Consider the following 23,368-nt stretch of genomic DNA (forward strand, 5'->3'; position numbering starts at 1 on the left):
TGAGGTAGACCGACGTACAACGTGGCAACAAGATTCCCCCCCATCGCCAGGAGGCCGCGATCCCATCCACCGGCCGCAGCACCGGTCCGGGCGTGATGGCGTTCGCGCGGGTGACGCGGATCGAACATCTGCTGATCCTGCTGCCGGCCACGCGCTGGGGCGGGACGGAGGCCCATACGGCCGATCTCGCTGGCCGCCTGGCATCGCAGCCCGGCCTGCGCGTCACCCTGGCGGCGGAGCCCGCCCTGCTGGGCTCGCTGCACGCCGCCTCCCCCGCCCGGATCGTCCCCGCGGCCATCGGCTGGCAGCAGGGCGAGGAGCCGGCCCGTAACATTGCGCGCCAGCAGGCCGAGGCGACGCGGCTGATCGAGGGCCTGGCGCCGGACCTGCTGCTGGTGCCGCTGCCTTGGCCCAATGCCGGCCTCGGCCTGCTGCGCGCCGCAGCCCAGGCGAGCCTGCCGCGATTGGTGGTGGCGCATCTCGTGCCGCATGGCGCGCCACCGCCGGAGGTGACGGAGGCGCTGCCGGAGCTCGACACCGCGGGTACCACCTGGTGCGCTGTCTCATCCCCCGGGGCACGCCGCGTGGAGGCCTGCTTCGCGCTGCCGCATGGTCGGGTGGCGGTGATCGACAACCCCGCCCCGCCGCCGCCCACGGCCGAACCCGCGCTGCTGCGCGCCGGCCTGCGCGCCAGCCTAGGCCTGCATGCCGATGCGCCGCTGCTGCTGTTCGTCGGGCGGCTGGAGCGCGGCAAGGGTGCGCAGCTGCTGCCTGGCATCGCCGCCGCGGCCGGCATGACCCTGGCCTGCGCCGGCAGCGGCCCGCTGGGCCCGATGCTGGAGCGTCAGGCGGCGGCGAGGCCGGGCGCCTGGTTCCGCATGCTGGGCCAGTTGCCCGATCCGACGCCCTGGTACCTGGCCGCCGATGCGCTGGTGCTGCCCTCCCTGCTGGAGGGCCTGCCGCTGGTGTTCCTTGAGGCCGCGGCTGCCGGCTGCCCGCTCGTCGCGACGGAAGCGGCCATGGAAGGCCTGGGCAGTGCCGCACCGGACCTGGCCTGGCTGGTTCCGGACGCCACCGTGCCCTTGTTCGCCGCCGCCCTGCGCGACCTCATGGCCGACCCGGCCGGGCGCGCCGCCATTGCCGCCCGCGCCCGCGCCGAGGCCGCGCGCCGATCCTGGGACCGTATCCTGCCCGGCTGGCTCGGCCTGCTGCGCGCCGCCGCTTCCAACGCACACCACCCGGAGCCCCCCGCATGGCAACCCGCATGATGGGCCCCACCACGGCCGAATTCCTGATCGGCGCCAGCGAGAGCGCCAGCATGGCCGCCGGAGCGCCGGCCATCGTCGCCGATGGCGCGCTGCCCGGCCTGGAGGGGCTTCCGCTGCTGGTCCTGCGGCCACGCGAGGGCGTGCTGCGGCGGCAGGGTGCCGCGGACTCGCCCGCCCATCCCTTGCCTGCCGGGCTGCGCCCCCTGGCCATCCTTGCCGTCAGCGCCGGGGCGGCTGAGACCCTCGCGGCCGGCTTGCCGGACGGCGTACCGCGCCTGGTCGGGCCAGAGGCGATCCCGGCGCTGATCGGCCGCCTCGCGGATGCGCTGGCGGAATCCCAGGCCGCGCGGCTGCGGTTGCAGGGCCGTCCAGGCAGCCGGCCACCCGCAGCGCGGCGACTTGTCCTGGACCTCGCCCCGGCCATGGAGGCGGTGCCGCCGCCGGCACGGGTCACGCAGTACCTTGGTCGGCCGGCGGAGGGGCTCTGTTCCTTCTCCCTCTACGTCGCGGCGGCGCGTGCCAGCGCCGCAAGCCTGCTTCGGGTCCGGCTGGTGGCGGCGGGGCGCATCCTTGGCGCCTGGCTGGTGCCCGGCGACGCCGTCCAGCCCGGCTGGCTGCCGCTGGACCTGCCGGAGCCTGCGCCGCATGGCGCCGCGGAGGCGGTGCTGGAGGTAGCGGTTGAGGTTGCGACGGACGAGATCCTGCACCTTTCCACCACGGCAGGGGCTGGCCCCGATGCCGCGGCGCCGCTGGCGCTGCGCGCCGAGATCGCGGAGGCCGGCCACCTGGCGCTGCCGCAATTCTTCGACTGGGCGGCGCGGGACCTGCCGCTGCCCGCGCCCGGCATCGCGCTGCCCGTGCCGGAGCAGGTCCTGGCCGCGGCGCATGTGGAGGGGGCCACGCACCGCCTGCTTGCCGCCGGTGGCGAGGCGACGCGGATCCTGCTCGAGATCGCGCCGGGCGCCACGGCCTGGATGACTCTGCCCGCAGTGCCTCCGGGTGCGGCGGAACTTGCGCTCGGCGAGTTCGCCTGCCGGGCGGGCGACCACACGGCGTTGGAGTTGGTGCTGCTGGCGGGTCAGGAGATCAGGCCGGCCGAGGGCGGCGCTTCCGCGCGACCGCCGCGCCACAGCGACTGGCGCATGCCGGACGCGACCGGTGCTATGCGCGTGGCGCTGCCGCTGCCGGCCGGCCTCTGGGGAGAGGTCTGTCTCGGCGTCGTGGCGCGGAACCGCGGCGCCAGCCCGATCACGCTCGAGATCCTGACCCTGGCGCTGATGGCGGGTGCCGCCGGGGCGCCACGGCGGCTGTCGCCGGTGGCGGCAGGCCTGCCGTCGACGCGGACGCCGCGGCTGTTCGTGAAGCCATTGGGCGCGGCCGCGCCCGCCCAGCCCGCGGCCGCGGTTCCCGCGAAGGCGGAGGCCGAGCCTGCCGGCCTGCCGGGGCCCGCCAGTGCCGTCGGTCCTCGACCGCCACCGGTTGCCGCCACAGACCCCGGCGCACCCGTCGAGCCCGCCTTGCCGACCGCGACGCCGATGACCGCACCGGCGCCCGCCCCGAGCCTTGCCGCGGAAATGCCGCCCGGCGGTGCGGATTTCCAGGACCTTCGCCTGCACCAGCACACGGTCAGCCAGGACGGCGTCTACCAGCACCTGGAACTCGGCTTGACCGGGCTGATCGCCGCAACGGGTGTGTGGCGCGAGGTTCGGCTGAAGCTGTTCGAGCGGCGCGGCACGGTCGGGCTGGAGTTCCGGCGCATCAAGGGATGGCCGCAGATGTTCGACGCCTGGCCTCAGGGCGGCACCGACCAGTACGGGCCCTACTGGCGGCTTGAAAGCCAGGATACGTTGGATTCGATGGTCAAGCTGGGCAACGCGCATGACCGCGCGCTGGTCGCGGCGCTGCTGGAGGTGCTGCCGGTCCTGGCGCGACGCGGTGCCCGCATCGCCGCTTTGCCGGCAGAGGCGCAGGAGGCCTGGGCGGAGCGGGCCCGCATCCTGGCCGCCGCCGTCGATGCCACGCGTCCCGGGCAGGCCCGCCCTATGGCGCGCACAGCCTGAGCCGGGGCGGCGATCCTCAGGCGAGCTCGCCCCGCCTGGCGAGCCAGGCCTCGAGCGGCCGCGCAACCGCCTGCCAGCGCGCGGCAAAATGCCGGTGGATCGCGAAATCCAGCGCATGGGTTTCCGCGATGCGTCGGGCCAGGTCCGGGTCGCGGAGCCTGGTGCCAATTGCCGTGCGTTCTGCCGCCGCCGCATCATTCGCGCGCAGCCTTTGCGCCGGTTTGCGCGGGCGCCCCAGCATCGTCGTCAGCGCCCGGAAGCCTGCCGCGTAGTCTTCCTGCAGGCCAAGGAAGGCGAAATGCCGTTCGATGTGCTCGATCGCGGCAATGGTATCCCCGGCATCGACGATGGGCTTCGGCACCAGGTGGCGCGCGGCGCGGTTGCGCTGGCCGGGCAGCAGCAGGAACGCCTCGAAATCCGGCACCTTCTGGCGCACTTCCTCGGCCAGCGGATGCATGGCGGAACGCTGGTACAGGAAATCCGAGACCAGCCGCGCCGCGGGCTCGCGCAGCATGGTGAACAGCCGGGTTCCTGGAATGCCCTGCATCAGCCGGGCCACGTGGCGGTGCTGGACATGGCCGGAGGCGAGGCGGAACGGGCTGGCCGCATGCGCCGCCAGCGCCTGGTCCACCGCCCGGTCGTAGCGCACCAGCGCCGGGCTGCCGCGGTCCAGGTGGTCGATATGCAGGCTGCGATAGGGCGGCACATCCAGTGCGAGTTCCGCGGCAAGGGAGGAGCCGGCGGTCTTCGGCACATGCACGAACAGCCATAGCGGCGGCGGTGGTGTCGATGCCATCTCCAGCCAGTCGTCGAAGCGGCCCGCGAAGAAGGTCCGCAACGCGCTCACGCGCCAAGTGCCTCGGTCAGCAGGGGCTCGACCGCCCGAAGGCGGCCCGCGAAGTGGTCGTACAGCGCGCTGTCCAAGGGGTTGAGCGCACGGATCCGCGCGGCCATCGCGCCTGTCACCTCCGCCGGCTCCGCCAGCCCGACATTCTCCCGCAGTCGCGGCGCCCGCGACCGCCCGGCGAGGGCCGTGATCAGCCGGAAGCTCGTCGCGTACATCTCCTGGATGCCGACGAAGATGAAGCGCCGCTCGATGAAGTCGACGCAGGCCGCCACATCTCCGCGCCGCCGCAGGTCCGGCGGCAGCAGGTGCACCGCCGCCTTGTCGCGCTCCCCCGTCAGGTCGAGGTAGGCCTCGAGGTCCGGCACGCGCGCCCGGAACGCCTCGAACCCGGGCTGCCGTGGCGAACATTGGTGGCGGTAGTCGGACACCACGCGCGCCACCGGGTCGCGCAGCAGCGTCACGAACCGCGCCGCGGGAAGTTCCTTCGCGATCCGCGTCGCGTGCCGCGCCTGGATGTGGCCGGACGCGAAGCGGATGCCTTCCGGGGCGCGTTCGAGGAACCGCGTCACCGCATCATCCAGGCGGTCGTTGAAGCTGCGGCTGGCGTCGGCGTAGTCGACATGGATGTTGATGTCGGGCGGCAGCAGCGTGGCCAACTCGGCGCGCAGCGAGGTGCCGGCGGTCTTCGGCACGTGCACGAAGATGCAGGGGGCGTCGCCGAAGGCGGCCGCGCTCAGGTAGTCGCCGATCCGGCCGGAATACAGCAACTCCATCGGCGCGGCGGCGGTGGCGCTGGACGGCGTGAACATGGCGTGCGCTGCGGCTCCCCTGCAGCGGCGCCGGGCCGCTGCTTGCCTCGCGGCTATCCCATGGCCATCCTGCGCGCGGCAAGATGTGCGCCAGGATGCAATGCTTGAGATGACCGACCATACCGCCCTGCTCGCACTCTTCGCCGCCATCGCGGCGCGCGCTGGCCATCGCATCGTCGAGATCCGCGCCCGACCGCATGATGTCACCGCGAAATCGGACGGCTCACCACTGACCGAGGCCGACCTGGCGGCGGAGGCCATCATCGCCGAGGCGCTGCCCGCCGCCGCGCCGGGAATTGCCGTGGTGTCGGAGGAGGATGCGGCCCGGCCAGCCCCGCCGGAGGGCGCCGCCTTCATCCTGGTGGACCCGCTGGACGGCACCCGCGAATTCCTCGGCCCGTCCGGTGAATTCACGGTCAACATCGCGCTGATCGAAGCCGGGCGGCCGGTGTGCGGCGTGGTCTACGCCCCCGCGCTCAGCCGCATCTGGCGCGGTGCCCGCGGCACCGGGGCCGCCATGGCAAGCCTGCCACCCGGTGCCGACCCCTCACAGGCGGCGTGGCGGCAGATCCACGCGCGGCCGCGCCCGGCAGCCGACTGGACCGCTGTCGCCAGCCGGTCGCACCTCGATGCCGAGACGCAGGCCTTCCTGGCCGGCCTGCCCGTCGGCGAGCATCGCGCCATCGGCTCATCGCTGAAGTTCTGCCTGCTGGCGGAGGGGGTCGCGGATGTCTACCCGCGATTCGGGCCCACGATGGAATGGGACACCGCCGCCGGCCAGGCGGTGTTGGAGGCCGCCGGCGGCAGGGTCGAGACCCCGGCAGGCGGGCCCTTCACCTACGGAAAGTCCTCGCAGGGCTTCCGCAATGGCGCCTTCGTCGCCTGGGGCGCGACGGCGCCGACGTCGCCCGTGGTGTCGGTGCAGCCCGCGGAAGTTCAACACGGTTGACTCGCCCGGCGTAAGCCCTTTTGACGTTGGCGCAGGCGCGGCGTCGCGCCGTGATCGGGAGACCATCGTCATCGCAGCGGTCAGCAACCTTCCGCGCCTGGGCCTCGACTGTGTCGCGGCCCTGCCCTGCGGGCGACGCCTTGTCCTCGGCTGGGCTGCCACAAGCGAGGACGCGCCCGGCATGCTGTCCATTCAGGCCGGCGCGGCCGAATGGTCGATCGAGCATGCAAGCCTGCATCCGACCACCGAGCCCGTACCCGCCCAGGGCTTCATCCTGCTGGCGGTTCCCCCGCCCGCCGGTGCGACGGCAACGCCGGACCTGATCCTTGCCGCCGGCACCGCGCAGCGCCGCGTGATGCTTGCGGGCGGCGGCATCGAGACGGATCCCGGCCGCGGCCTCGCCACCGCTGATCCGCAGGCCGGGTTCGCCCTCCTGCGGGATGCCGCCTCCAGCCCAGCCATGGCCGGCCTTCTGGACAACGGCACGCCACCCTTCGGCGGCTTCGGCGCGTGGATCGCCCGGATCGAGCCGGTCCGCGGCAAGTCGGTGGAGGGAGGCGGCGGCCTCGAGGAGGCCGAGACGCTGACCTCCGCCGCCGGCGAGGTGCTGGTGGTGCTGCGCGGCGCCCAGCCCTTCCCGCCTATGGCGCGGGTCGAAGCCGTCGCCATCGGTGTGGTTGCCGATGCCGAAGGCGTCCACCGCGCGGTGCCGGTGCCCCTGCTGGACTGGCAATCGACGTGCCTGCCGCAGGCCCTGGTCGGCCACGCCCAGCTCGACCCTGCCTGGCTCGACCGCCTGGACGCGCTGGAACTGGTGCTCGCGGTGCATGGCGGGCCGGATGAGTGCCGCCTGCTGCGCTGCCGGCCGCGCGCCGCCACGGCGCCCGACCTGTTGGACGCGGTGTGCCGCACCACGCCTTTCGCCGAACGGACCGAGGCGGGTGCCGCGGGCGCGCTGGCGCTGCTGCGGCTGTTGATCGCCCGGCGCGAGGCTCGCCTGGCGCCGGTGCTGGCCAGCCTGGCCACGCCCAGCGCCGCACAGGGTGCCGGCGCCTCATCCCGCCTGCCCCGGATGGCGCTGCTTCTCGGCGCCGACGACCCGTTCGCCGCGCGCCTGTTCCAGGTAACGGCAGCCGAGATCGAGTCGCGATGCGACAGCCTGCTCGTGCTGGGCGATGCGGCGACGGAGGTGGCGGAGGTGTTCCTGCGCCGCGGCCGCATCCCGGTGCAGACCGGCGCCGCGGCGGCGCAGGCGCTGCGCCGGGCGGCCGGGTGCTGCACCGTACTGCCGGTGCCGGCAGCACGGTTTGCCGAGGCCGTCGCCCGAGGTCGCCCGGCGGAGGCGATGGACGACGCGTTCGGGGCGCGGGAGCTGGCCCTGCTGACCGTGCTGCATGGCGCGGCCGGCTGCGAGGCGGCGCTGGCGGATACCTTGGCGCGGCTGCTGCGGCTGCGACGCCTGCGCTCCGGAGAGGCGCCGTTCCTGCCGGTGCAGCGCGGCTGGACCAGTCTGGCTGCCGCCGACCTCGTCAACCGGCACCTGTCGCGGCTCTGGCAGGCCGCGGTCCCGCCGGAGGAGTCGCGGCATGGCTGAGCCCCGCATCTGCATCGTCGCCCATTCGCACCCTGAATTCTCCAAGGGCGGCGGGGAGCTTGCGGCCTGGCGGCAGTTCGAGGCGATGCGTGCCGCCGGGCGCGACGTCCGCCTCGTCGCGGCGTCGGAGGTCGGCACGCAGTATGCCGGGCTGCGCGGCATCGAGCCCGTCACCGCGCTCGGGGAAGACGAGTACCTGTACATGTTCGATGGCATGGCGGAGGACCGGCTGGCCTGGGACGACCCGTTCAAGCGCCGCGTGCTGGTCGACTTCCTGGCCGGGCTGGACTGCGATGTCTACCACTTCCACCACTATTGGCGCGTCGGCGTCGACCTGATCGATGATCTGATGCAGGCGCGGCCGGAAGCCCGCTTTGTCATGACCATGCACGAGATGCTGGCGATCTGCCTGCATCACGGCCAGATGGTGAAGACCCGTGCGCGGGAGCTGTGCCGGCGGGAGTCGCCGATGAGCTGCCTCGCCTGCTTTCCGGACCAGACGCTGGAACGCTTCGCCTACCGCAAGGCCATGCTGCTGGCCGTGCTGTCGCGCTTCGACAGCATTGTCCACCCGAGTGAATTCATCCGCGACCGCTACCGCGCCTGGGGCCTGACCGCGCCGCACGATCCGGTGGTGGAGAATTACCTGGGCGATCCGCTGCTGGCCTTGCCGCGTGTGGCGGCGGATGCCGGGGCCATGGCGCACCGCTTTGGCTTCTTCGGCCAGCCCACCTCGTTCAAGGGGCTCGACGTGCTGCTGCGCGCGCTGCCGATGGCGCTGCGGACCTCGCCCGGGATCTTGATGACCGTCTTCGGCGCGGAGCGGGAGGATGCGCTGCGCCTGTTCCCGGTGCTGGAGCCGCTGGTCGAGGAATGCGGCGCGAGCCTGACCTTCGCCGGGCGCTACGATCCCGCCGATGCGGTGGCGCTGATGCGCAGCGTCGGCTGGGTCGTGGTGCCCTCGGTGTGGTGGGAGAACTCGCCGGTGGTGATCCAGGAGGCCCGTCGGGCCGGCACGCCGTTGATCGTCTCCGACATCGGCGGCATGGCCGAGAAGGTGCTGCCCGGCATCGATGGCCTGCACTTCAAGCGCGCCGCGCCGGTGGATCTGGCGGCGGTGATGTTGGCGGCGACGCAGCCGAGGCTGCGCGCGGACCTCGGCGACAGCCTCCGCGATGTCCTCGGCCGCGCAGAGTTCCTGCGACAACTCGACGATGCCTATGCCGCGCGCGCGCCGCGGCGCGAGGCGATCCTGATGCCGGCCGGGCGCGCGTGAGCCAGGCCGTCGGACGGATGCGCGTCGCCATCCTGATGTCGCATGCCAGCCGCAACATGAACGGCGCGGTTCGCGACATGATCCTGGCGCGCGCCATGGCCACCCACGGGATGCAGGCGCGGGTCTTCCGGATGCATCCGGGACCTGCGACCGAGCACGAGATGATGCTTGGCGGCGCCGTGCCGGTGACCTTCTGCGCCGCCGACAACCCGCAGGACATCCCGCATCGGCAGCTTTCGGCCTCGCTGCTGGCCGAGGTCGTGTCCTTCGCGCCCGATGCGGTGCTGTACAAGGGCCTCGGCTACGCGGTGAACGCCAGCCTGCACGCGGCGCTGCCCGCCACCACGCGCGTCGTGCTGGTGATCGGTGGCGGCGTGACCGATCCGATCGTGCCGCAAGCCAGCCTGGTGCTCGGCGAGTACCCCGAGCAGATGCAGAAGCACTTCCCGGAGCTGGCCAAGGCCAAGCGCGCCCTGGTGCTGCCGAAGTTCATCGACATGGCAGTGGCGGGGTTGGGTCGGCCGGTGCCGTGGCGCGAGGCCGATTTCGACATCGTCAATGTCGGCAACTTCAACGAGAAGCGGAAGAACCAGGTGGCGCTGCTGCCCTTCACGGAGCGCTACCGCGTTCTGTGCATCGGCGCCGGACCGCTGGCAGTGCCGCTGAGGAAGGCCGAAAACCCGCGCCTGTTCCTGCCAGGCCGGCTCAGCCAGCCCCAGGTCTTCGATCATCTGCGTCGGTCGCGCATCATGGTGCATACCTCCACCATGGACGGGCTGCCGCGCGCGACGGTGGAAGCGATGGCGAGCGGCGTGCCTGTCATCGCCTTCCAGGCCACGATCGCGGGGGGCATTCCGCCGGCCGCGGGACTGCTGGTGTCCCCCGCCGGGCTGCCGCATGCGGTGGAACTGCTCATGGCGGATGACGGCATGCGCCTGCGCATGGGCCGTGCCGCACGGCGCTATGTGGAACGTGAGCATGGCGCGGCGGCGATCGAGCGCTGTGCCACCCAGGTCATCAAGCTCCTCGCGGAAAGCTGACGCGGGCACCACTCCCCGCACCGCGTCAGAGCGTCTCGCGGCGATGGAAGCAGAGCGAGGCGCTTCGTTCGCTTCACGGCCACATCAGGAAGACGACGCCGGAAGCCGTGCATCGCACCCATGGCAGGCGCCCGATCCGCGCCGCATTGGAAGCTTTCGTTGTGCCGGGCCTTGGTGCGGAGCGCGGCAGGCGACCGCACCTGCCACGGCCTGAAACGATGCCGGGCTTGCCGGATCGGCGCTGCCGTTGAATCCCCGCCGCCGCCACCGGATGGGCACCCTTGACCATCCGCGGCCGCCGCCCAAGGCTGGCCACGGAGGAAACACCCATGTCCGATGAGACCAGGCCGCCCAGCGCCGTGGCCGCCGCCCTGCTACCCGGCTTCCGCCATCAGCGCATCCGCACCGCTGGCGCGGACATCCAGGCGGCCATCGGCGGTTCAGGACCACCACTGCTGCTGTTGCACGGCAACCCGCTGACGCATGTGAGCTGGCACAAGGTGGCACCCGATCTCGCGCGCCGCTTCACCGTCGTCGCCATCGACCTGCGCGGCTATGGCGACAGCAGCAAGCCGGAGGGCGGCGCCGACCACGCCGGCTACAGCTTCCGCGCCATGGCGCAGGACGGGGTGGAGGTAATGGCGGCCCTCGGCTTCTCCCGCTTTGCCGTGGCGGGGCACGACCGTGGCGCCCGCGTCGCGTTCCGCATGGCGCTGGACCATCCTGGCTGCGTCGACCGGCTCGCCTCGCTGGACATCGTGCCGACCTGGCACCTGCTGTCCAACATCACGCTGGGCTGGGGCCTGGAGAGCTACCACTGGTTCTTCATGGCGCAGAAGGCGCCGTTCCCCGAAAAGCTGCTCTGCGCCGACCTCGACTACTACATCAACTACAAGCTGAACAAGAAAGGCGTGGGACTTTCGATCTTCTCGCCCGAGGCGTTCTCCGAATACGTCCGCTGCACGACGCCTGAGCAGGTGCATGCGGTGTGCGAGGACTACCGCGCCACCGTCACGCTGGACTACGAGATGGACCGCGAAGACTTTGGCAAGCGCCGGATCGAATGCCCGGTGCTGGTGCTGTGGGGCAGCAACAGCCATGTCGGGCGGCATCTGGCGGTAATGGAGGCTTGGTCCCCCTGGGCGCCGGATTTGCGCGGCTGGGCCATTCCGACCGGCCACTATCCGGCCGAACAGCGGCCGGACCTCGTGCTCGGCGCCTTCCTGCCGTTCTTCTCCGGCGAGGAGCCTGTGCCCGGTTAACCCGCGCGTTCCCTGGCGCGGGTCTGCGCCAGGTCCCAGGGAAGCTGGAAGAAGATTTCGTCCCAGCCCCAGAACTGCCGCAGGGAGGTGCGCAGCGCGTTGGGTGGCAGCACCGGCCGCCTGCCATCGCGCGCCGTCACCGCCAGCACCGGCGCCAGCAGGTCGCGCCAGAAATCCGCCGAGAGCCAGGCATCCACCACGCTGGCATGCCGGCCCGGTGCCAAATCGCCCCGGTGCGGCGCGACCCGCATCGGCGGCGTGCCGAGGAAGATCCCCTCCTTGCCAAAGAACCGCGCCTCCGCGACGACGGAGGAGGATACGCCGACGACGCGGCGGATCGCGTCCTGCGCCAGCAGGACATAGGCATTCTCCCGGGTCTCATGGATGCGGGACAGCCGCAGGCCCACCTGGTGCAGGCCGAAGCCATCCGGGTTGTAGGGGTGCGGCTTGAACAGCACCGGCCCGACCCCGCCGATCGCCGCGTGCAGCCGGGCCGCGAAATCCGACAGGTCCAGCAGCCGGCCATTGGCGATCAGCGCGCGGTCCACCTGGGTCTGGCCGACCAGCAGGCAGGGCTCCTCCACCGGGACGCGCGGCGGCATCTTCACCGCGGTCGCCGCCAGAAGGTCGGCCCAGGGCTCGAAGACATGGTCCTCGGCATGGTGAGGCACCAGGCGCGCGAGGATTTCCGGATGGTCGGTCGCGATGGCGAACAGCACGTCCGGGCCAAAGCGGTAGGGGTGGATGTTCACGTCGATCCAAGGCACGCCGACCAGCGTCAGCAGCCGCTTCTGCAACTCCGTCAGCTCGAATCCGATCACCGCCACGGCGCCGGCGAAGGGCTCCGCCAGCAGCGCCGCCGCGTCGCGCGGCAAGTCCCTGGCATCGAACAGGCCGACCCAGCCGGAGACGTCCGGCGTGGCGCCGGCCGCCGCGAAGAAGCCTGCGGTGTCGAAGCCCACCACGTCGGACTCCGGCGGCGCGATGCCTGGCTCGTCCCAGACCAGCGCCTGAACCGGCAGGCCGGAGGCCGCGGTCAGCGCGCGGCGCACCAGCCGGTGGAACCACAGGATGTTGCCGTTCTGCGATGGCTTGAACAGCCTGTCCTGCGGCCGCAGCAGGTCGCCGGTGACCAGGATGCGACGCGCCATGCTCAGGCCGCGCGCTCGATCCGCACCCAGCCGAGGCCCAGGCCCAATTCCCGCGTATCGCGACGCGGCCCGGTGGCGGCATCGGCGAAGCGGGTGCCGGTCAGCAGCAGCGCCACGCGCGACCCGGCCGGAAGTTCGGGCAGCATCGCAAGCGCACGGCAGGTGTGCACGGCACCGTCCTGCGACAGCACCTCAAGCTCCAGCTTCAGGCCATCCAGGAACAGGTCGTGCTGCGCCGGGTCCAGCGCCACGCCGAAGGGGGCGCGCAGCGCCAATGTCACCAGCACCGGCCCGCCGCCCAGCCCCGGCAGTTGCATCGTGGCGAAGCGTGCCGGGCCGGACCAGCGCAGGGAACCGGCCTCCGTGGATTCAGCGGGGTACCAGCCGAAGCCGATGAAATCTTCGGAGGCCACATCCACAGCATAGGGGCCGGCGTCCGGCGCCTCGGCCGGGCCGGAAGCCGCGTCGCGCCGCGCCGCCGGGATGAAGGGCAGCGGGTCGATCCGCAGCCGCTCGGCGCGGGAGAGCGCATCCGCCTGCCGAAGCTGCGCCATGCCCTCGACCTGCGCCGAGAGCCGCGCGACCTCCTCGACCAGGTATTCGCCGAATACGCGCTGATCGGCGTCGAGCCGCGCCAGGAAGGGCTCCGCCACCGCCCGCATCCGCGCCGCCTCCGCGGCGTGCAGCCCGGCTTCCAGCAGGACGGCGGCGCGACGATCCGGCGACAGGTCGAGCAGCGGATGATGACCCAGGGTCTGATCGTGCGGCAGGGCGAAGGTCCTCCGGCGGGCGCGGCCAATCTACCCGAGCGAAAGCGCCCCTACAATTCCGTGACATCCGCGACGCCGGGCAGCACCTTCATCGCCTGCATCAGCCGGGGGGAGACGTTGAAGCGGCCAGGCAGCGCGACCTCCACCTCCTGCCCAGGCCCGGTGATGGACACCACCCGCACCTCGCCACGTCCCTTGCCCTCCCGCGCCAGCAGGCCCCGGATGTGCTCAACGGCAGCGGTCTGATCGAGCCAGAGGCGGATGCCCTGCCCCATGCCCTGCGCCACCTTCTCCAGCGGCTCCAGTTCCTGCGCCGTCAGCCGCACCGTGTCGCCATCCAGTCGCACTTCGGTGGTCACCAGCAGTGCGGTGCCCTCGACCAGCATGCCGTCCGCGCGCGCCAGGCTTTCGCTGAAGAAGGTCACCTCGAAGCTGCCCTCGGCGTCGGAGAAGCGCACCCAGGCCATCTTGTTGCCGGACTTGGTGCGGCCGGACTTCACCGCGACCACGGTGCCCGCCAGCTTCATGCGGCCCGACCCGCCGCGGGCCCGTTCCTCGATGCGGGAGGACGGCACGGCGCCGAGCTTGCCGAGCACGCGGCGGTAGGTGTCCAGCGGATGCGCGGAGAGGTGGAAGCCGACGGCCTCCGCCTCGAAGGACAGTTTCTCCAGCCCCGGCCAGTCCTGCGCCTCCGCCAGGCGCAGCGGCGGCGGCGCGGTCTCGGCGCCGAACATGTCTCGCGTCGGGTTGCTGCGGCGTTCCGCGGCTTCCTGCGCGGCGCGCAGCACCGCCTCCGCGCCCTGCACCATGCGCGCGCGGTTGGGCTCCAGCGCGTCGAAGGCGCCGGCCTTGGCCAGGTTCTCGAGCTGCATCTTGTTCAGCAGCTTCGGATCGACACGCCCGGCGAAATCCGACAGCGATGCGAAGGGCGCCCCGCGGGCCGCGACCAGTTCCTTCATCGCGGCGAGGCCTACTCGCTTCACGGCCGCCAGCGCGAAGCGGATGGCGGGCGTGCCGTCCTCCTTCGCCTCGATGCTGAACTCCGCGTCGCTGCGGTTGATGTCGGGCGGCAGCACGGCAATGCCGAGCCGCGACGCTTCCTGCATGTGGCCCGCCAGCTTGTCCGTATTGCCGAGGTCGAGCGACATCGACGCCGCGAGGAACGCCACCGGATGGTTCGCCTTCAGCCAGGCGGTCTGGTAGCTGACCAGCGCGTAGGCGGCCGCGTGCGACTTGTTGAAGCCGTATTCGGCGAACTTCTCCATCAGGTCGAAGATTTCGCCAGCCTTCGCCTCCGGCACGCCGTTCGCGGTCGCGCCGTCGACGAAGATCTTGCGCTGCGCCTCCATCTCGGAGCGGATCTTCTTGCCCATGGCGCGGCGCAGCAGGTCCGCGGTGCCGAGCGAGTATCCCGCCAGTTCCTGCGCGATCTGCATCACCTGTTCCTGGTAGACCAGGATGCCGTAGGTCTCGCCGACGATCGCGGCCATCTTCGGATGCGGCGCTTCCCACTTCTCGCCGTGCTTGCGCTGGCAATAGGCGGGGATGTTCGCCATCGGGCCCGGCCGGTACAGCGACACCGCGGCGATCAGATCCTCGAAGCGGTCCGGCCGCATCATGCGCAGGCATTCGCGCATGCCCTGGCCTTCGAACTGGAACACCCCGGCGGCATCGCCCTTCGCCAGCATGGCGTAGGTCTTCGCATCGTCCAGCGGCAGGGTCTCGAGATCGATCGTGATCCCCTGCCGCGCCAGCAACTGAACGGCGCGTTGCAGCACCGTCAGCGTCTTCAGCCCGAGGAAGTCGAACTTCACCAGGCTCGCCTGCTCGACATACTTCATCGAGTACTGCGTGATCAGCGTCTCGCTGCGCGGGTCGCGGTACAGCGGCACGATGTCGACCAGCGGCCGCTGCCCGATAACGACGCCGGCGGCGTGGGTGGAGGCATTGCGGTACAGCCCCTCCAACTCCTGCGCCACTTCCAGCAGTCGGTGCACCTGTTCGTCGCTGCGCTGCATCTCCTGCAGCTTCGGCTCGCCGGCGATGGCCTGACCCAGCGTCACGGGCTTCGCCGGGTTGAACGGGATCAGGCTGGCGATGCGGTCCACCTGGCCGTAGGGCAGGCCCATGACGCGGCCGACATCGCGTACCGCCGCCTTGGCCTGCAGCTTGCCGAAGGTGATGATCTGCGCGACGCGGTCGGCGCCATATTCGCGGCGAACATAGTCGATCACCTCGTCCCGCCGGTCCTGGCAGAAGTCGATGTCGAAGTCCGGCATGGACACACGCTCGGGGTTCAGGAACCGCTCGAACAGCAAGCCCCAGCGCATCGGGTCGAGGTCGGTGATCAGCAGCGCCCAGGCGGCGACGGAACCCGCACCCGAACCGCGTCCCGGCCCGACTGGGATGCCCTGCGCCTTGGCCCATTGGATGAAGTCGGCGACGATCAGGAAGTAGCCGGAGAAGCCCATCTTCTCTATGACGGACAGCTCATAGGCAAGCCGTTCGCGGTAGGGCGCTCGCGCCGCGTCATCCAGCTTGAGCACGTCGAGCCGCCCCTCCAGCCCCTGCTTCGCCATGGCGAAGACCGTCTCGGCCTCCGTCATGCCCGGCGAGACCTTGGGGCAGATTGGCAGTTCGGGCTTCTTCGATTCCGCCATCACGGCGCAGCGCCGCGCGATCGCCAGCGTGTTGTCGCAGGCCTCCGGCAGGTCGGCGAACAGCGCCCGCATGGCCTCCGCCGATTTGAAGAAATGCTCCGCGGTGACGCGGCGCCGGTCGGTCTCGGCGATGACGCGGCTTTCGGCGATGCAGAGCAGCGCGTCGTGGGCTGCGTGCATCCCGGCCTCGGCGAAGTACACGTCGTTGGTCGCGACGATGGGCAGCCCGGCCTGGTCGGCCAGGGCCAGCAGGCCGGCCTCGATCATCTTCTCCCCGGGCAGCCCGTGGCGCTGCAATTCTACCACGAGGTCATCCGGCCCGAAGATGTCCCGAAGCTGCCGCAGCAGCTTCGCCGCCGCATCCCGCCGCCCCTCCGACAGCAGCCGGCCGAGCGGACCCGGGGTGCCGCCGGTCAGCAGGATGATCCCGGCGCGATGCCGGTCCAGCGTATCCAGCGACAGGCAGGGCAGGCCGGAGATGTCGCTGCCGAGAAATCCCGCGGAGGACAGCCTTTGCAGGTTGTCCAGCCCCTGCGCATCCCGCGCCAGCGCCACGATCGGGTCCGGCCGGAAGCGCGCCGGGTCGCCGCCGCGCCCCGATTCGTCCGTGACCGCGCGCCCGAGGAACAACTGGCAGCCGAGAATGGGCTGCACCCCCTTCCCAGTGCAGGCCTGGGAAAATTCCAGCGCCCCGAACAGGTTGCCCGAATCGGTCAGCGCCACCGCCGGCATCCCGGCCGCTCGCGCCAGCGCCGGCAGCTTGTCCGCCTTGATGGCGCCTTCGCTGAGGGAATAGGCGGAGTGGGTGTGCAGATGGATGAAGGACAAGTCGGCGCTCCCGGATCGGATTGCAGTCTAGCCGCCAGACCGCGCCGCCACCATCGGATCGCAAGCCGCAGCGCCGGGTCGCATCGTCGCGCGCCTCACTCGGTTCGGCCCCGGTTGCCGGCGAAGGACCGTGGCGCGGCCGGCTTCAGGCATCCGCGACTCCCGTGTCCTCCAGCGTGCCTTCAGGCCGCAACCGCCACCGAAGGCTGCGCCAGCGGCAGCAGGGCGTCGGGCCCGATCGGCATGCCGGATTCGGTCCCTTCCAGCACCGCCGCCATCTCCGCCGCGCTGCCGGTCCAGACATCGTGCGGCAGCAGGTGGAAGCGGTAGCGCGGGTCGGTCAGCGGCAGCAGGTCGATATCGGCACGCCGGCGCGGATGGTACATGCCGAGGATCGGCAGGTGGATTGTCTCCGCCTCGGACAGCCAGCAGGCCAGCCAGGAGAAGGTGCTGACGGATGCAACCAGGTGCCGGGCCGCGCGCAGCGCCGCGAAGTCCTCCATCGGGCCCTGGCTCGGCACGAAGGTCGCGGCCGGGAACTGCGCCCGCAGCGCCTGGGAATAGGCATCCTCGCCAAGCTGGCCGAGGAAGACAGGCGACAGGCCAGTTTCCGCCACCAGGCGGCGATACAGCGCGATGGGCACCGGCCGGTAGTCCTTGTGCACCCCACCGAGGATCTCGGCGCCCCGCACGCTGATCACAAGGCTGCCTTCCGGAAAGCGCAGCGGCTGCGTCGACGGCGAACGGAACACCTGGCGTGCCGCCGCGACCTCGCCCAGGTATTCCATGCGCATCCCGAGCGCCGTCGTCTCGATCCCCTGCACCAGGCCGCTGCGCACCAGGTAGGCCAGGCGCTCCAACTCCACCCGGTTGCCGGCAACCTTCACATGGCGGGCGGGCAGCGGCAGGCTCGGAAGGTGGATGCCCCATTGCAGCAGGCTCTTGCCCGTCAGCTGCATCTCCGGGATGCGGCGCAGGATGGCGCGCGCCAGCAGATGCTCGAACATGCAGTTGCCGAGGCCGCCAGCCAGTTGCTGGCTGAGGATGGGTGTCACGCTGCAGGCTTCCCCTGGCCTGCCCCGGGGAAGGTCCGTATCATCAACTTGCATCCGCCGAGGCCCGCCTGATGAAACTGCATACCTATCTCACCCCGGACGGTAAATTCGACTACGAGAAGTACAGGTCGGTGCAGGAGGCCGGCAACCGCCGCAAGCTGCATGCCCATTGGGTGCACCGGCAGACCATCGGCTTCCTGTCCAACTGGCTGCGTGACCACATCGACCCGCTGCGCTTCGGCCTGTGCCACGGCACCCGTCGCGGCTACGAACAGGTGTGGATGCGCGAACAGCTGGGCATCAAGGTGATCGGCACCGAGATCAGCCCGACAGCCAAGGATTTCCCCCATACCATCCAGTGGGACTTCCACGAAACAAAGCCGGAATGGCTGGAATCCGTGGATTTCATTTATAGTAATTCCTACGATCACAGCTACGACCCGGAGAAATGCTTCGCCGCCTGGGCTTCGTGCCTGCGGGTCGGCGGTGTGATGCTGCTTGAGCATACCGACCAGAACGCCCCGAAGGCGGTGACGGAACTCGACCCCTTCGGCGCGGAGCGGGACGAACTGGTGGCGCTGCTCAACCGGATCGGCGGCGCGCAGTTCGGGGTGCGGGAAGTAATCGGCACCTTCCCTTTCACCCCCGCCGCGCATCTGAAGGACCTGCACTTCATCATCGTCGAGAAGCGCCAGCGCATGGATGGGCGCTGAAGATGGCGCGACAGGACACCCTGGATGCGATCGGCATCCGGCACGGGACGGACAAGTCGAGCCGCAACCACGGCTACCTGCCGATCTATGACCGGGAACTGTCGGCCATCCGGGCCCAGCCCGTGACCCTGCTCGAGATCGGGGTATTCGGCGGATCGAGCCTGCGGATGTGGCAGGAGTATTTCCCGCAGGGACGAATCCTTGGCGTGGACCGGGATTCGTCCGCCCTCGCCCATGCCGGCGACCGGACCCAGGTCCTGCTGGCGGATCAGTCCGACCCGGAGGGGCTGCGGAAGGTCGTGGCGCCGCATGGGCCCTTCGACGTGGTGATCGACGATGGATCCCACATCTGGGCGCATCAGATCGCAAGCCTGCGCAGCCTTCTGGCACTGGTGCGGCCCGGCGGCTGCTACATCCTTGAGGATTTGCACACGAGCTACGGCCGCTGGGCGCCGAAATACCGCGGCGAGGGTGGCGAGACCGGTGCGGCCTTTGCGCTGCGCGTTGCCGAACGCGTGATCGCCTCCAACGCGATGACGCCACCGGAGCCGGACGACCCGTTCCTGCGGGATGCCCCCAATCTGCTGGAAAGCGTGCTGTTCGCCCAGCGCTGCGCGATCTTCCGGCGCAAGGCCTGATGTCGCCCGACACAACGGACCGCCTGCTGCGCCGCGCCATCGCGCTTGCCGCCGGAAGCCGCGCCGCGGGGCAGCATCCCTTCGCCGCGCTGCTGGTGGACCAGGACGGCAAGGTGCTGCTGGAACAGGGCAACGGGTTTCACCCGCATGGCGACGGAACCGGCCATGCGGAGCGGTTAATCGCCACCCGCGCCTGCGTCGAATTTTCGCCGGGAATTCGTGTCGCCGCGACGCTCGTCAGCAGCGCGGAGCCCTGCGCCATGTGCGCCGGCGCGATCTACTGGGCCGGCATCGGCCGCGTCGTCTACGGCCTGTCCGAGCACCGCCTGAAGGCGCTGATCGGCCCACACCCCGAGAACCTGACGCTGGACCTGCCCTGCCGCCAGGTCTTCGCCGCCGGGCAGCGCCGCATTGACGTGGTTGGCCCGCTGCTGGAGGACGAGGCCGAGGCGCCGCATCGCGGCTTTTGGTAGCCGCGCATCAGTCCGCGACCACGCGGCCATCCCTCAGCGTCACCACCCGGTCCATGCGGCGCGCCAGGTCCGGGTTGTGCGTCGCGATCAGCGCCGCCATCCCCTGCCCGCGCACCGCCTCCAGCAGTTCCGCGAAGACGCGATCGGCGGTGGCGACATCAAGGTTGCCGGTCGGCTCGTCCGCCAGCAGCACGCGCGGCTTGTTGGCCAGGGCACGGGCGATGGCAACGCGCTGCTGCTCGCCGCCCGAGAGCTTGCCTGGCCGGTGCTGCTCCCGCCCCTGGAGCCCGAAATCGGCCAGCAGCGACCGCGCCCGCGCCTCGGCATCCGTCTTCGCCACGCCCGCGGCCATCTGCGGCAGCGCGATATTCTCGATGGCGGAGAATTCCGGCAGCAGATGGTGGAACTGGTAGACGAAGCCGATACCGCCGCGGCGGATCGCGGTGCGCGCATCGTCGCCCAGCGTACCCACCGGTTTGCCGGCGAAGAAGACCTCCCCACCATCCGGGCGCTCCAGCAGCCCCGCCAAGTGCAGCAGTGTGGATTTTCCGGTGCCGGAGGGGGCCACCAGCGCCACGATCTCGCCGGCCACCAGGGTCAGGTCCGCGCCGGTCAGCACGGCAAGCTCGCCCGCCTCGGTGCGGAACTTCCGCACCACGGCGCGCAGTTCCAGCGGCGCGGCGTTACTCATTGCGCAGCGCCACCACCGGGTCGGTCTTGGCCGCGCGCCAGCTTGGATAGATCGTGGCCAGCAGCGACAGGCCGAGGCCCATGCCGACCACCTGCATGACCTCCTTCGGGTCGACCACGGCCGGCAGCCGCGTCAGGAAATAGACCTCGGCGTTGAACAACTCGGTGCCCGACAGCGCCTGGATCGCCTGGCGGATGGACTCGATATTCAGGCAGAACAACAGCCCTACGGTGAAGCCGATCAGCGTGCCGAGCACGCCGACGCTGGCGCCGCACAACAGGAAGATGCGCAGGATGGACCCGCTGGTGGCGCCCACAGTCCGTAGCACCGCGATATCCCGCCCCTTGTCCTTCACCAGCATGATGAGGGAGCTGACGATGTTGAACGCCGCCACGACGATGATCAGCGTCAGGATCAGGAACATCACGTTGCGTTCCACCTGCACCGCCGCGAAGAAGCTGGAGTTCGCGTCCTGCCAATCGACGATCCGCACGGGCCTGTCGCCGAGCTCCGCGCGGATCGCCCGGGTCACGGCGCGGACGCCTGTGGGGTCCTGCACGAAGACCTCGATCTGGCTCGCCGCGTCGCCGGTCTGGAAGAACACCTGCGCCGCCGACATCGGCAGGAAGACGAAGCTGCTGTCGTATTCCTGCATGCCCACTTCGAACAACGCCACCACGGAATAGGCGCGCACCCGCGGCACCGTGCCGAACACCGTGGTGCGCCCCTGCGGCGAGACCAGCGTCAGCTTGTCTCCCACCGTGATCCGCAGGCGCTGCGCCAGGCGCGTGCCGATGATGATGGCGTCCTCGCCCTCGAACCGCTCCAGCGACCCGGCCATGATGTTCTGGGCTACCAGCCCCCGCGCGCGCAGGTCTTCCGGCCGGACCCCCCGCGCAAGCCCGCCCGAGGCGCCGCCCTGCTCACTGGTCAGCAAGACCTGCCCTTCGACGATGGGCGTAGCCGACACCACGCCCGGCAGCGCCCGGATGCGCCCGGCGATCGCGTCGTAGTCGCTCAGCGGCCGCTCGATCCCGTGCACGCCAAGGTGCCCGTTCAGGCCGAGGATGCGGCCCAGCAACTCGATCCGGAAGCCGTTCATCACCGACATCACGATGATCAGCGTGGCGACACCGAGCGCTATGCCGACCAGGGAGAAGATCGCGATGACCGAGACGAAGCGCTCCCCCTTGCGGGCGCGCAGATAGCGGAAGGCGATGGCGCGTTCGAAGGCGTTGAACATGCGTTCAGCCGAGAATCTTCGCGAGCGCATCCTCGGGCGAGACTTCCTGCTTCTCCCCCGTCGCGCGCCGCTTCAACTCCACCACGCCGGCCGCCACGCCACGCGGGCCGATGACGATCTGCCAGGGATGCCCCATCAGGTCGGCATCGGCGAATTTCGGGCCGGCGCGTTCGGTGCGGTCGTCGTATAGCGCCTCCGGAATCGCGGCGTACATGCGCTCGGACAGCGCGTCGCAGGCCGCGTCGCCCTGCTTCAGGTTGATCACCACCGCCTTGAACGGCGCCACCGCATCCGGCCACTTGATGCCGGCCTCGTCGTGATTCGCCTCGATGGTGGCGCCGACCAGGCGGGAGACGCCGATGCCATAGCTGCCCATCTCCGGCACCACCGGCTTGCCATCGGCGCCCTGCACCGAGAGCCCCATCGTCGCCGAATACTTGGTGCCGAAGTAGAAGATGTGCCCCACCTCGATGCCCCGCGCCGAGACGCGCTTGGCTTCCGGCACCTGCTCCCAGGCAACCGGGTCGTGCATTTCCTCGGTGGCGGCGTAGTGGCTGGTCCAGGCCTTCACGGCCGGTTCAAGGTCGCCGGCAAAGTCCGGCGCGCCGGCCAGGGCATCCATGTCGAGCAGGTCCTGGCTGACGAAGACCTGCGATTCGCCGGTGTCGGCCAGGATGATGAACTCGTGTGACAGGTCGCCGCCGATCGGCCCGGTATCGGCGCGCATCGGCACCGCCTTCAGGCCCATGCGGGCGAAGGTGCGGAGATAGGCCAGGAACATCTGGCGGTAGCTGTGCTGCGCGCCTTCCTTCGTCAGGTCGAAGGAATAGGCATCCTTCATCAGGAATTCGCGCCCCCGCATCACACCGAAGCGCGGCCTGACTTCGTCCCGGAACTTCCACTGGATATGATAGAGATTCCGGGGAAGGTCCCGGTAGCTCTTCGCGTAGCCGCGGAAGATGTCGGTGACCATTTCCTCGTTGGTCGGGCCGAACAGCATGTCCCGTTCATGCCGATCCTTCAGGCGCAGCATTTCCGGCCCATAAGCGTCGTAGCGACCGGACTGGCGCCAGAGGTCGGCCGACTGGATCGTCGGCATCAGGATTTCCTGCGCACCGGCGCGGTCCTGCTCCTCCCGCACCACCTGCTCGATCTTCTGCAGCACCCGCCAGCCGAGCGGCAGCCAGGCATAGATGCCCGCCGAGGTCTGCCGCACCAGGCCGGCGCGTAGCATGAGCCGGTGCGAGGCAATGGTCGCCTCGGCCGGGGTTTCCTTCAGGGTGGGCAGGAACGCACGGGAGAGGCGCAAGACGCGGCTCCTAAAAGGACGGTGGGGCAGCGCAACCTAGTGCCCGCCATGGCGCGGCGCCAGTCATGCTGCCCGCCCTGGATGTCGGCCTCGGAAGCGGGTGCTGCACCGCAGCAACAAAAATACGCCGTCCCTGTCATTCAGGTAAGGAAAGAGCGGAAAAGCGCTTCGGACCTTAAGAAATGACTTGCAACAGGTTCGGACTGGGTCCAAAAAAGACGGGCCGCACCCGCTAGGGTGCAGCCCGAGTTTAGGGAGGAAACGCCAGTCACACGGCAGAAGGAGGATCAACCTCCCTCTGGAACCAAGATTGGCCCCAGCACCAAGGCGGCACAACAATAAACGCCGCCACCGGAAGCCAAAAAACAGGCTTCCAAAACTGAGTTGCCAGTTAAAGAGGCGGCACCCGCGGGGAGGCGGGTTTGCCGCCTTAATTTTGTGCAGGACGTCCCGGCAGCACCGCGGAACTGCCCGGGCCGGTATAGGCCCACCAGCCTTCCCGGAAGCTGACCCAGCCGCTTTCGACCACGGCGAAGACCCCGAGCCAGAGAATCGCGGCCAGCACCGTCGTCCCCACCACCTTGCGCAGGATCAGCGGGCGCTCCGGCGCACCGCGCCAGCCGCCATCCTCCGCCGCCGCATCCACCGGTCGCGTGCCGATGGGCAGCACGATGAACAGCGCCGTCCACCAGATCAGCAGGTAGACGAAGATCCCAGCGAGCAGGCTCATCG

General features: G+C 70.5%; 20 protein-coding genes. 10 read left to right on the forward strand and 10 right to left on the reverse strand.

All coding sequences use genetic code 11. The annotated features are described in order from the left end of the window. The first annotated feature begins 95 nt into the window (after nucleotides 1–95). Nucleotides 96–1,268 carry a glycosyltransferase family 4 protein gene (locus ACLF3G_RS18875; protein ID WP_430670947.1) on the forward strand — a complete coding sequence of 391 codons (1,173 nt, stop codon included), beginning with the start codon at nucleotides 96–98 and terminating at the stop codon, nucleotides 1,266–1,268. After that, the gene (locus ACLF3G_RS18880) at nucleotides 1,253–3,328 is read left to right on the forward strand and encodes a DUF6212 domain-containing protein (RefSeq protein ID WP_430670948.1); all 2,076 of its coding nucleotides are present in this window, start codon (nucleotides 1,253–1,255) and stop codon (nucleotides 3,326–3,328) included. The genes ACLF3G_RS18875 and ACLF3G_RS18880 overlap by 16 nt, the downstream gene beginning before the upstream one ends. Before the next feature lie 16 nt (nucleotides 3,329–3,344). Here the strand turns inward: ACLF3G_RS18880 and ACLF3G_RS18885 are convergent, their stop codons facing one another. Both ACLF3G_RS18885 and ACLF3G_RS18890 read right to left on the reverse strand, forming a co-directional pair. Further along, a complete protein-coding gene (locus ACLF3G_RS18885) occupies nucleotides 3,345–4,175 on the reverse strand; it encodes a hypothetical protein (protein ID WP_430670949.1) in 831 nt (276 codons plus the stop codon). Then, on the reverse strand, nucleotides 4,172–4,984 hold the full coding sequence (locus ACLF3G_RS18890) for a sulfotransferase family 2 domain-containing protein (protein ID WP_430670950.1): 813 nt from the start codon (nucleotides 4,982–4,984) through the stop codon (nucleotides 4,172–4,174). The genes ACLF3G_RS18885 and ACLF3G_RS18890 overlap by 4 nt, the downstream gene beginning before the upstream one ends. A 109-nt stretch (nucleotides 4,985–5,093) precedes the next feature. On the opposite strand from ACLF3G_RS18890, the gene cysQ reads away from it, so the two are divergent. The 5 genes from cysQ to ACLF3G_RS18915 all read left to right on the forward strand — a co-directional run bounded on the left by cysQ (nucleotide 5,094) and on the right by ACLF3G_RS18915 (nucleotide 11,105). After that, nucleotides 5,094–5,933: a 3'(2'),5'-bisphosphate nucleotidase CysQ gene (gene cysQ, locus ACLF3G_RS18895; protein ID WP_430670951.1), complete on the forward strand. Its 840-nt coding sequence runs from the start codon at nucleotides 5,094–5,096 to the stop codon at nucleotides 5,931–5,933. Nucleotides 5,934–6,114: 181 nt separating this feature from the next. Beyond that, nucleotides 6,115–7,527, forward strand: a complete 1,413-nt coding sequence (locus ACLF3G_RS18900; protein ID WP_430670952.1) for a hypothetical protein — start codon at nucleotides 6,115–6,117, stop codon at nucleotides 7,525–7,527. Next, nucleotides 7,520–8,803, forward strand: coding sequence for a glycosyltransferase (locus ACLF3G_RS18905; protein ID WP_430670953.1), 1,284 nt, complete (start codon nucleotides 7,520–7,522; stop codon nucleotides 8,801–8,803). Before ACLF3G_RS18900 ends, ACLF3G_RS18905 begins: the two co-directional genes overlap by 8 nt. After that, complete coding sequence (locus ACLF3G_RS18910; RefSeq protein WP_430670954.1) at nucleotides 8,800–9,843, forward strand: glycosyltransferase family 4 protein; 1,044 nt, start codon at nucleotides 8,800–8,802, stop codon at nucleotides 9,841–9,843. The genes ACLF3G_RS18905 and ACLF3G_RS18910 overlap by 4 nt, the downstream gene beginning before the upstream one ends. 329 nt (nucleotides 9,844–10,172) lie before the next feature. Beyond that, nucleotides 10,173–11,105 carry an alpha/beta fold hydrolase gene (locus tag ACLF3G_RS18915; protein ID WP_430670955.1) on the forward strand — a complete coding sequence of 311 codons (933 nt, stop codon included), beginning with the start codon at nucleotides 10,173–10,175 and terminating at the stop codon, nucleotides 11,103–11,105. On the opposite strand, the gene ACLF3G_RS18920 is transcribed toward ACLF3G_RS18915, so the two are convergent. The 4 genes from ACLF3G_RS18920 to ACLF3G_RS18935 all read right to left on the reverse strand — a co-directional run bounded on the left by ACLF3G_RS18920 (nucleotide 11,102) and on the right by ACLF3G_RS18935 (nucleotide 17,569). After that, the gene (locus tag ACLF3G_RS18920) at nucleotides 11,102–12,256 is read right to left on the reverse strand and encodes a hypothetical protein (RefSeq protein WP_430670956.1); all 1,155 of its coding nucleotides are present in this window, start codon (nucleotides 12,254–12,256) and stop codon (nucleotides 11,102–11,104) included. The genes ACLF3G_RS18915 and ACLF3G_RS18920 overlap by 4 nt on opposite strands. 2 nt (nucleotides 12,257–12,258) lie before the next feature. Then, nucleotides 12,259–12,909, reverse strand: a complete 651-nt coding sequence (locus ACLF3G_RS18925) for a hypothetical protein (protein WP_430670957.1) — start codon at nucleotides 12,907–12,909, stop codon at nucleotides 12,259–12,261. A gap of 167 nt (nucleotides 12,910–13,076) precedes the next feature. Beyond that, nucleotides 13,077–16,514 (reverse strand): DNA polymerase III subunit alpha, encoded by a 3,438-nt coding sequence (gene dnaE, locus ACLF3G_RS18930; protein ID WP_430670958.1) that lies wholly within the window; start codon nucleotides 16,512–16,514, stop codon nucleotides 13,077–13,079. A 182-nt stretch (nucleotides 16,515–16,696) separates the two neighbouring features. After that, nucleotides 16,697–17,569 (reverse strand): hypothetical protein, encoded by an 873-nt coding sequence (locus ACLF3G_RS18935; protein WP_430670959.1) that lies wholly within the window; start codon nucleotides 17,567–17,569, stop codon nucleotides 16,697–16,699. A 71-nt stretch (nucleotides 17,570–17,640) separates the two neighbouring features. Here ACLF3G_RS18935 and ACLF3G_RS18940 point away from each other — a divergent pair, with 71 nt between their 5' ends. Genes ACLF3G_RS18940 through ACLF3G_RS18950 form a run of 3 tightly spaced genes read left to right on the forward strand, consistent with a single transcriptional unit; the run spans nucleotide 17,641 to nucleotide 19,393 of the window. Then, nucleotides 17,641–18,282 (forward strand): hypothetical protein, encoded by a 642-nt coding sequence (locus tag ACLF3G_RS18940; protein ID WP_430670960.1) that lies wholly within the window; start codon nucleotides 17,641–17,643, stop codon nucleotides 18,280–18,282. Between the two features lie 2 nt (nucleotides 18,283–18,284). Continuing rightward, a complete protein-coding gene (locus ACLF3G_RS18945) occupies nucleotides 18,285–18,920 on the forward strand; it encodes a class I SAM-dependent methyltransferase (protein ID WP_430670961.1) in 636 nt (211 codons plus the stop codon). Continuing rightward, nucleotides 18,920–19,393 (forward strand): nucleoside deaminase, encoded by a 474-nt coding sequence (locus ACLF3G_RS18950; RefSeq protein ID WP_430670962.1) that lies wholly within the window; start codon nucleotides 18,920–18,922, stop codon nucleotides 19,391–19,393. The genes ACLF3G_RS18945 and ACLF3G_RS18950 overlap by 1 nt, the downstream gene beginning before the upstream one ends. A 7-nt stretch (nucleotides 19,394–19,400) precedes the next feature. On the opposite strand, the gene ACLF3G_RS18955 is transcribed toward ACLF3G_RS18950, so the two are convergent. The 4 genes from ACLF3G_RS18955 to ACLF3G_RS18970 all read right to left on the reverse strand — a co-directional run bounded on the left by ACLF3G_RS18955 (nucleotide 19,401) and on the right by ACLF3G_RS18970 (nucleotide 23,366). Continuing rightward, nucleotides 19,401–20,084, reverse strand: a complete 684-nt coding sequence (locus ACLF3G_RS18955) for an ABC transporter ATP-binding protein (RefSeq protein ID WP_430670963.1) — start codon at nucleotides 20,082–20,084, stop codon at nucleotides 19,401–19,403. After that, complete coding sequence (locus ACLF3G_RS18960) at nucleotides 20,077–21,327, reverse strand: lipoprotein-releasing ABC transporter permease subunit (RefSeq protein WP_430670964.1); 1,251 nt, start codon at nucleotides 21,325–21,327, stop codon at nucleotides 20,077–20,079. Before ACLF3G_RS18960 ends, ACLF3G_RS18955 begins: the two co-directional genes overlap by 8 nt. 4 nt (nucleotides 21,328–21,331) lie before the next feature. Beyond that, nucleotides 21,332–22,636, reverse strand: coding sequence for a proline--tRNA ligase (gene proS, locus ACLF3G_RS18965; RefSeq protein WP_430670965.1), 1,305 nt, complete (start codon nucleotides 22,634–22,636; stop codon nucleotides 21,332–21,334). 430 nt (nucleotides 22,637–23,066) lie between these two features. Next, nucleotides 23,067–23,366: a DUF1467 family protein gene (locus ACLF3G_RS18970; RefSeq protein ID WP_430670966.1), complete on the reverse strand. Its 300-nt coding sequence runs from the start codon at nucleotides 23,364–23,366 to the stop codon at nucleotides 23,067–23,069. Nucleotides 23,367–23,368: the final 2 nt, after the last annotated feature.

The organism is Falsiroseomonas sp. HC035 (assembly GCF_050563525.1).
In the GTDB taxonomy this organism is placed as follows: Bacteria; Pseudomonadota; Alphaproteobacteria; order Acetobacterales; family Acetobacteraceae; genus Falsiroseomonas.

Bases quoted from the DNA above. Each gene is read 5' to 3' on its own strand.
- ACLF3G_RS18890 (WP_430670950.1), bottom strand. From the start codon at position 4,984: ATGTTCACGCCGTCCAGCGCCACCGCCGCCGCGCCGATGGAGTTGCTG.
- ACLF3G_RS18905 (WP_430670953.1), top strand. From the start codon at position 7,520: ATGGCTGAGCCCCGCATCTGCATCGTCGCCCATTCGCACCCTGAATTC.
- ACLF3G_RS18915 (WP_430670955.1), top strand. From the start codon at position 10,173: ATGTCCGATGAGACCAGGCCGCCCAGCGCCGTGGCCGCCGCCCTGCTA.
- ACLF3G_RS18955 (WP_430670963.1), bottom strand. From the start codon at position 20,084: ATGAGTAACGCCGCGCCGCTGGAACTGCGCGCCGTGGTGCGGAAGTTC.
- ACLF3G_RS18900 (WP_430670952.1), top strand. From the start codon at position 6,115: ATGCTGTCCATTCAGGCCGGCGCGGCCGAATGGTCGATCGAGCATGCA.
- ACLF3G_RS18970 (WP_430670966.1), bottom strand. From the start codon at position 23,366: ATGAGCCTGCTCGCTGGGATCTTCGTCTACCTGCTGATCTGGTGGACG.
- ACLF3G_RS18875 (WP_430670947.1), top strand. From the start codon at position 96: ATGGCGTTCGCGCGGGTGACGCGGATCGAACATCTGCTGATCCTGCTG.
- ACLF3G_RS18920 (WP_430670956.1), bottom strand. From the start codon at position 12,256: ATGGCGCGTCGCATCCTGGTCACCGGCGACCTGCTGCGGCCGCAGGAC.
- ACLF3G_RS18945 (WP_430670961.1), top strand. From the start codon at position 18,285: ATGGCGCGACAGGACACCCTGGATGCGATCGGCATCCGGCACGGGACG.
- cysQ (WP_430670951.1), top strand. From the start codon at position 5,094: ATGACCGACCATACCGCCCTGCTCGCACTCTTCGCCGCCATCGCGGCG.
- ACLF3G_RS18950 (WP_430670962.1), top strand. From the start codon at position 18,920: ATGTCGCCCGACACAACGGACCGCCTGCTGCGCCGCGCCATCGCGCTT.
- ACLF3G_RS18940 (WP_430670960.1), top strand. From the start codon at position 17,641: ATGAAACTGCATACCTATCTCACCCCGGACGGTAAATTCGACTACGAG.
- ACLF3G_RS18960 (WP_430670964.1), bottom strand. From the start codon at position 21,327: ATGTTCAACGCCTTCGAACGCGCCATCGCCTTCCGCTATCTGCGCGCC.
- ACLF3G_RS18880 (WP_430670948.1), top strand. From the start codon at position 1,253: ATGGCAACCCGCATGATGGGCCCCACCACGGCCGAATTCCTGATCGGC.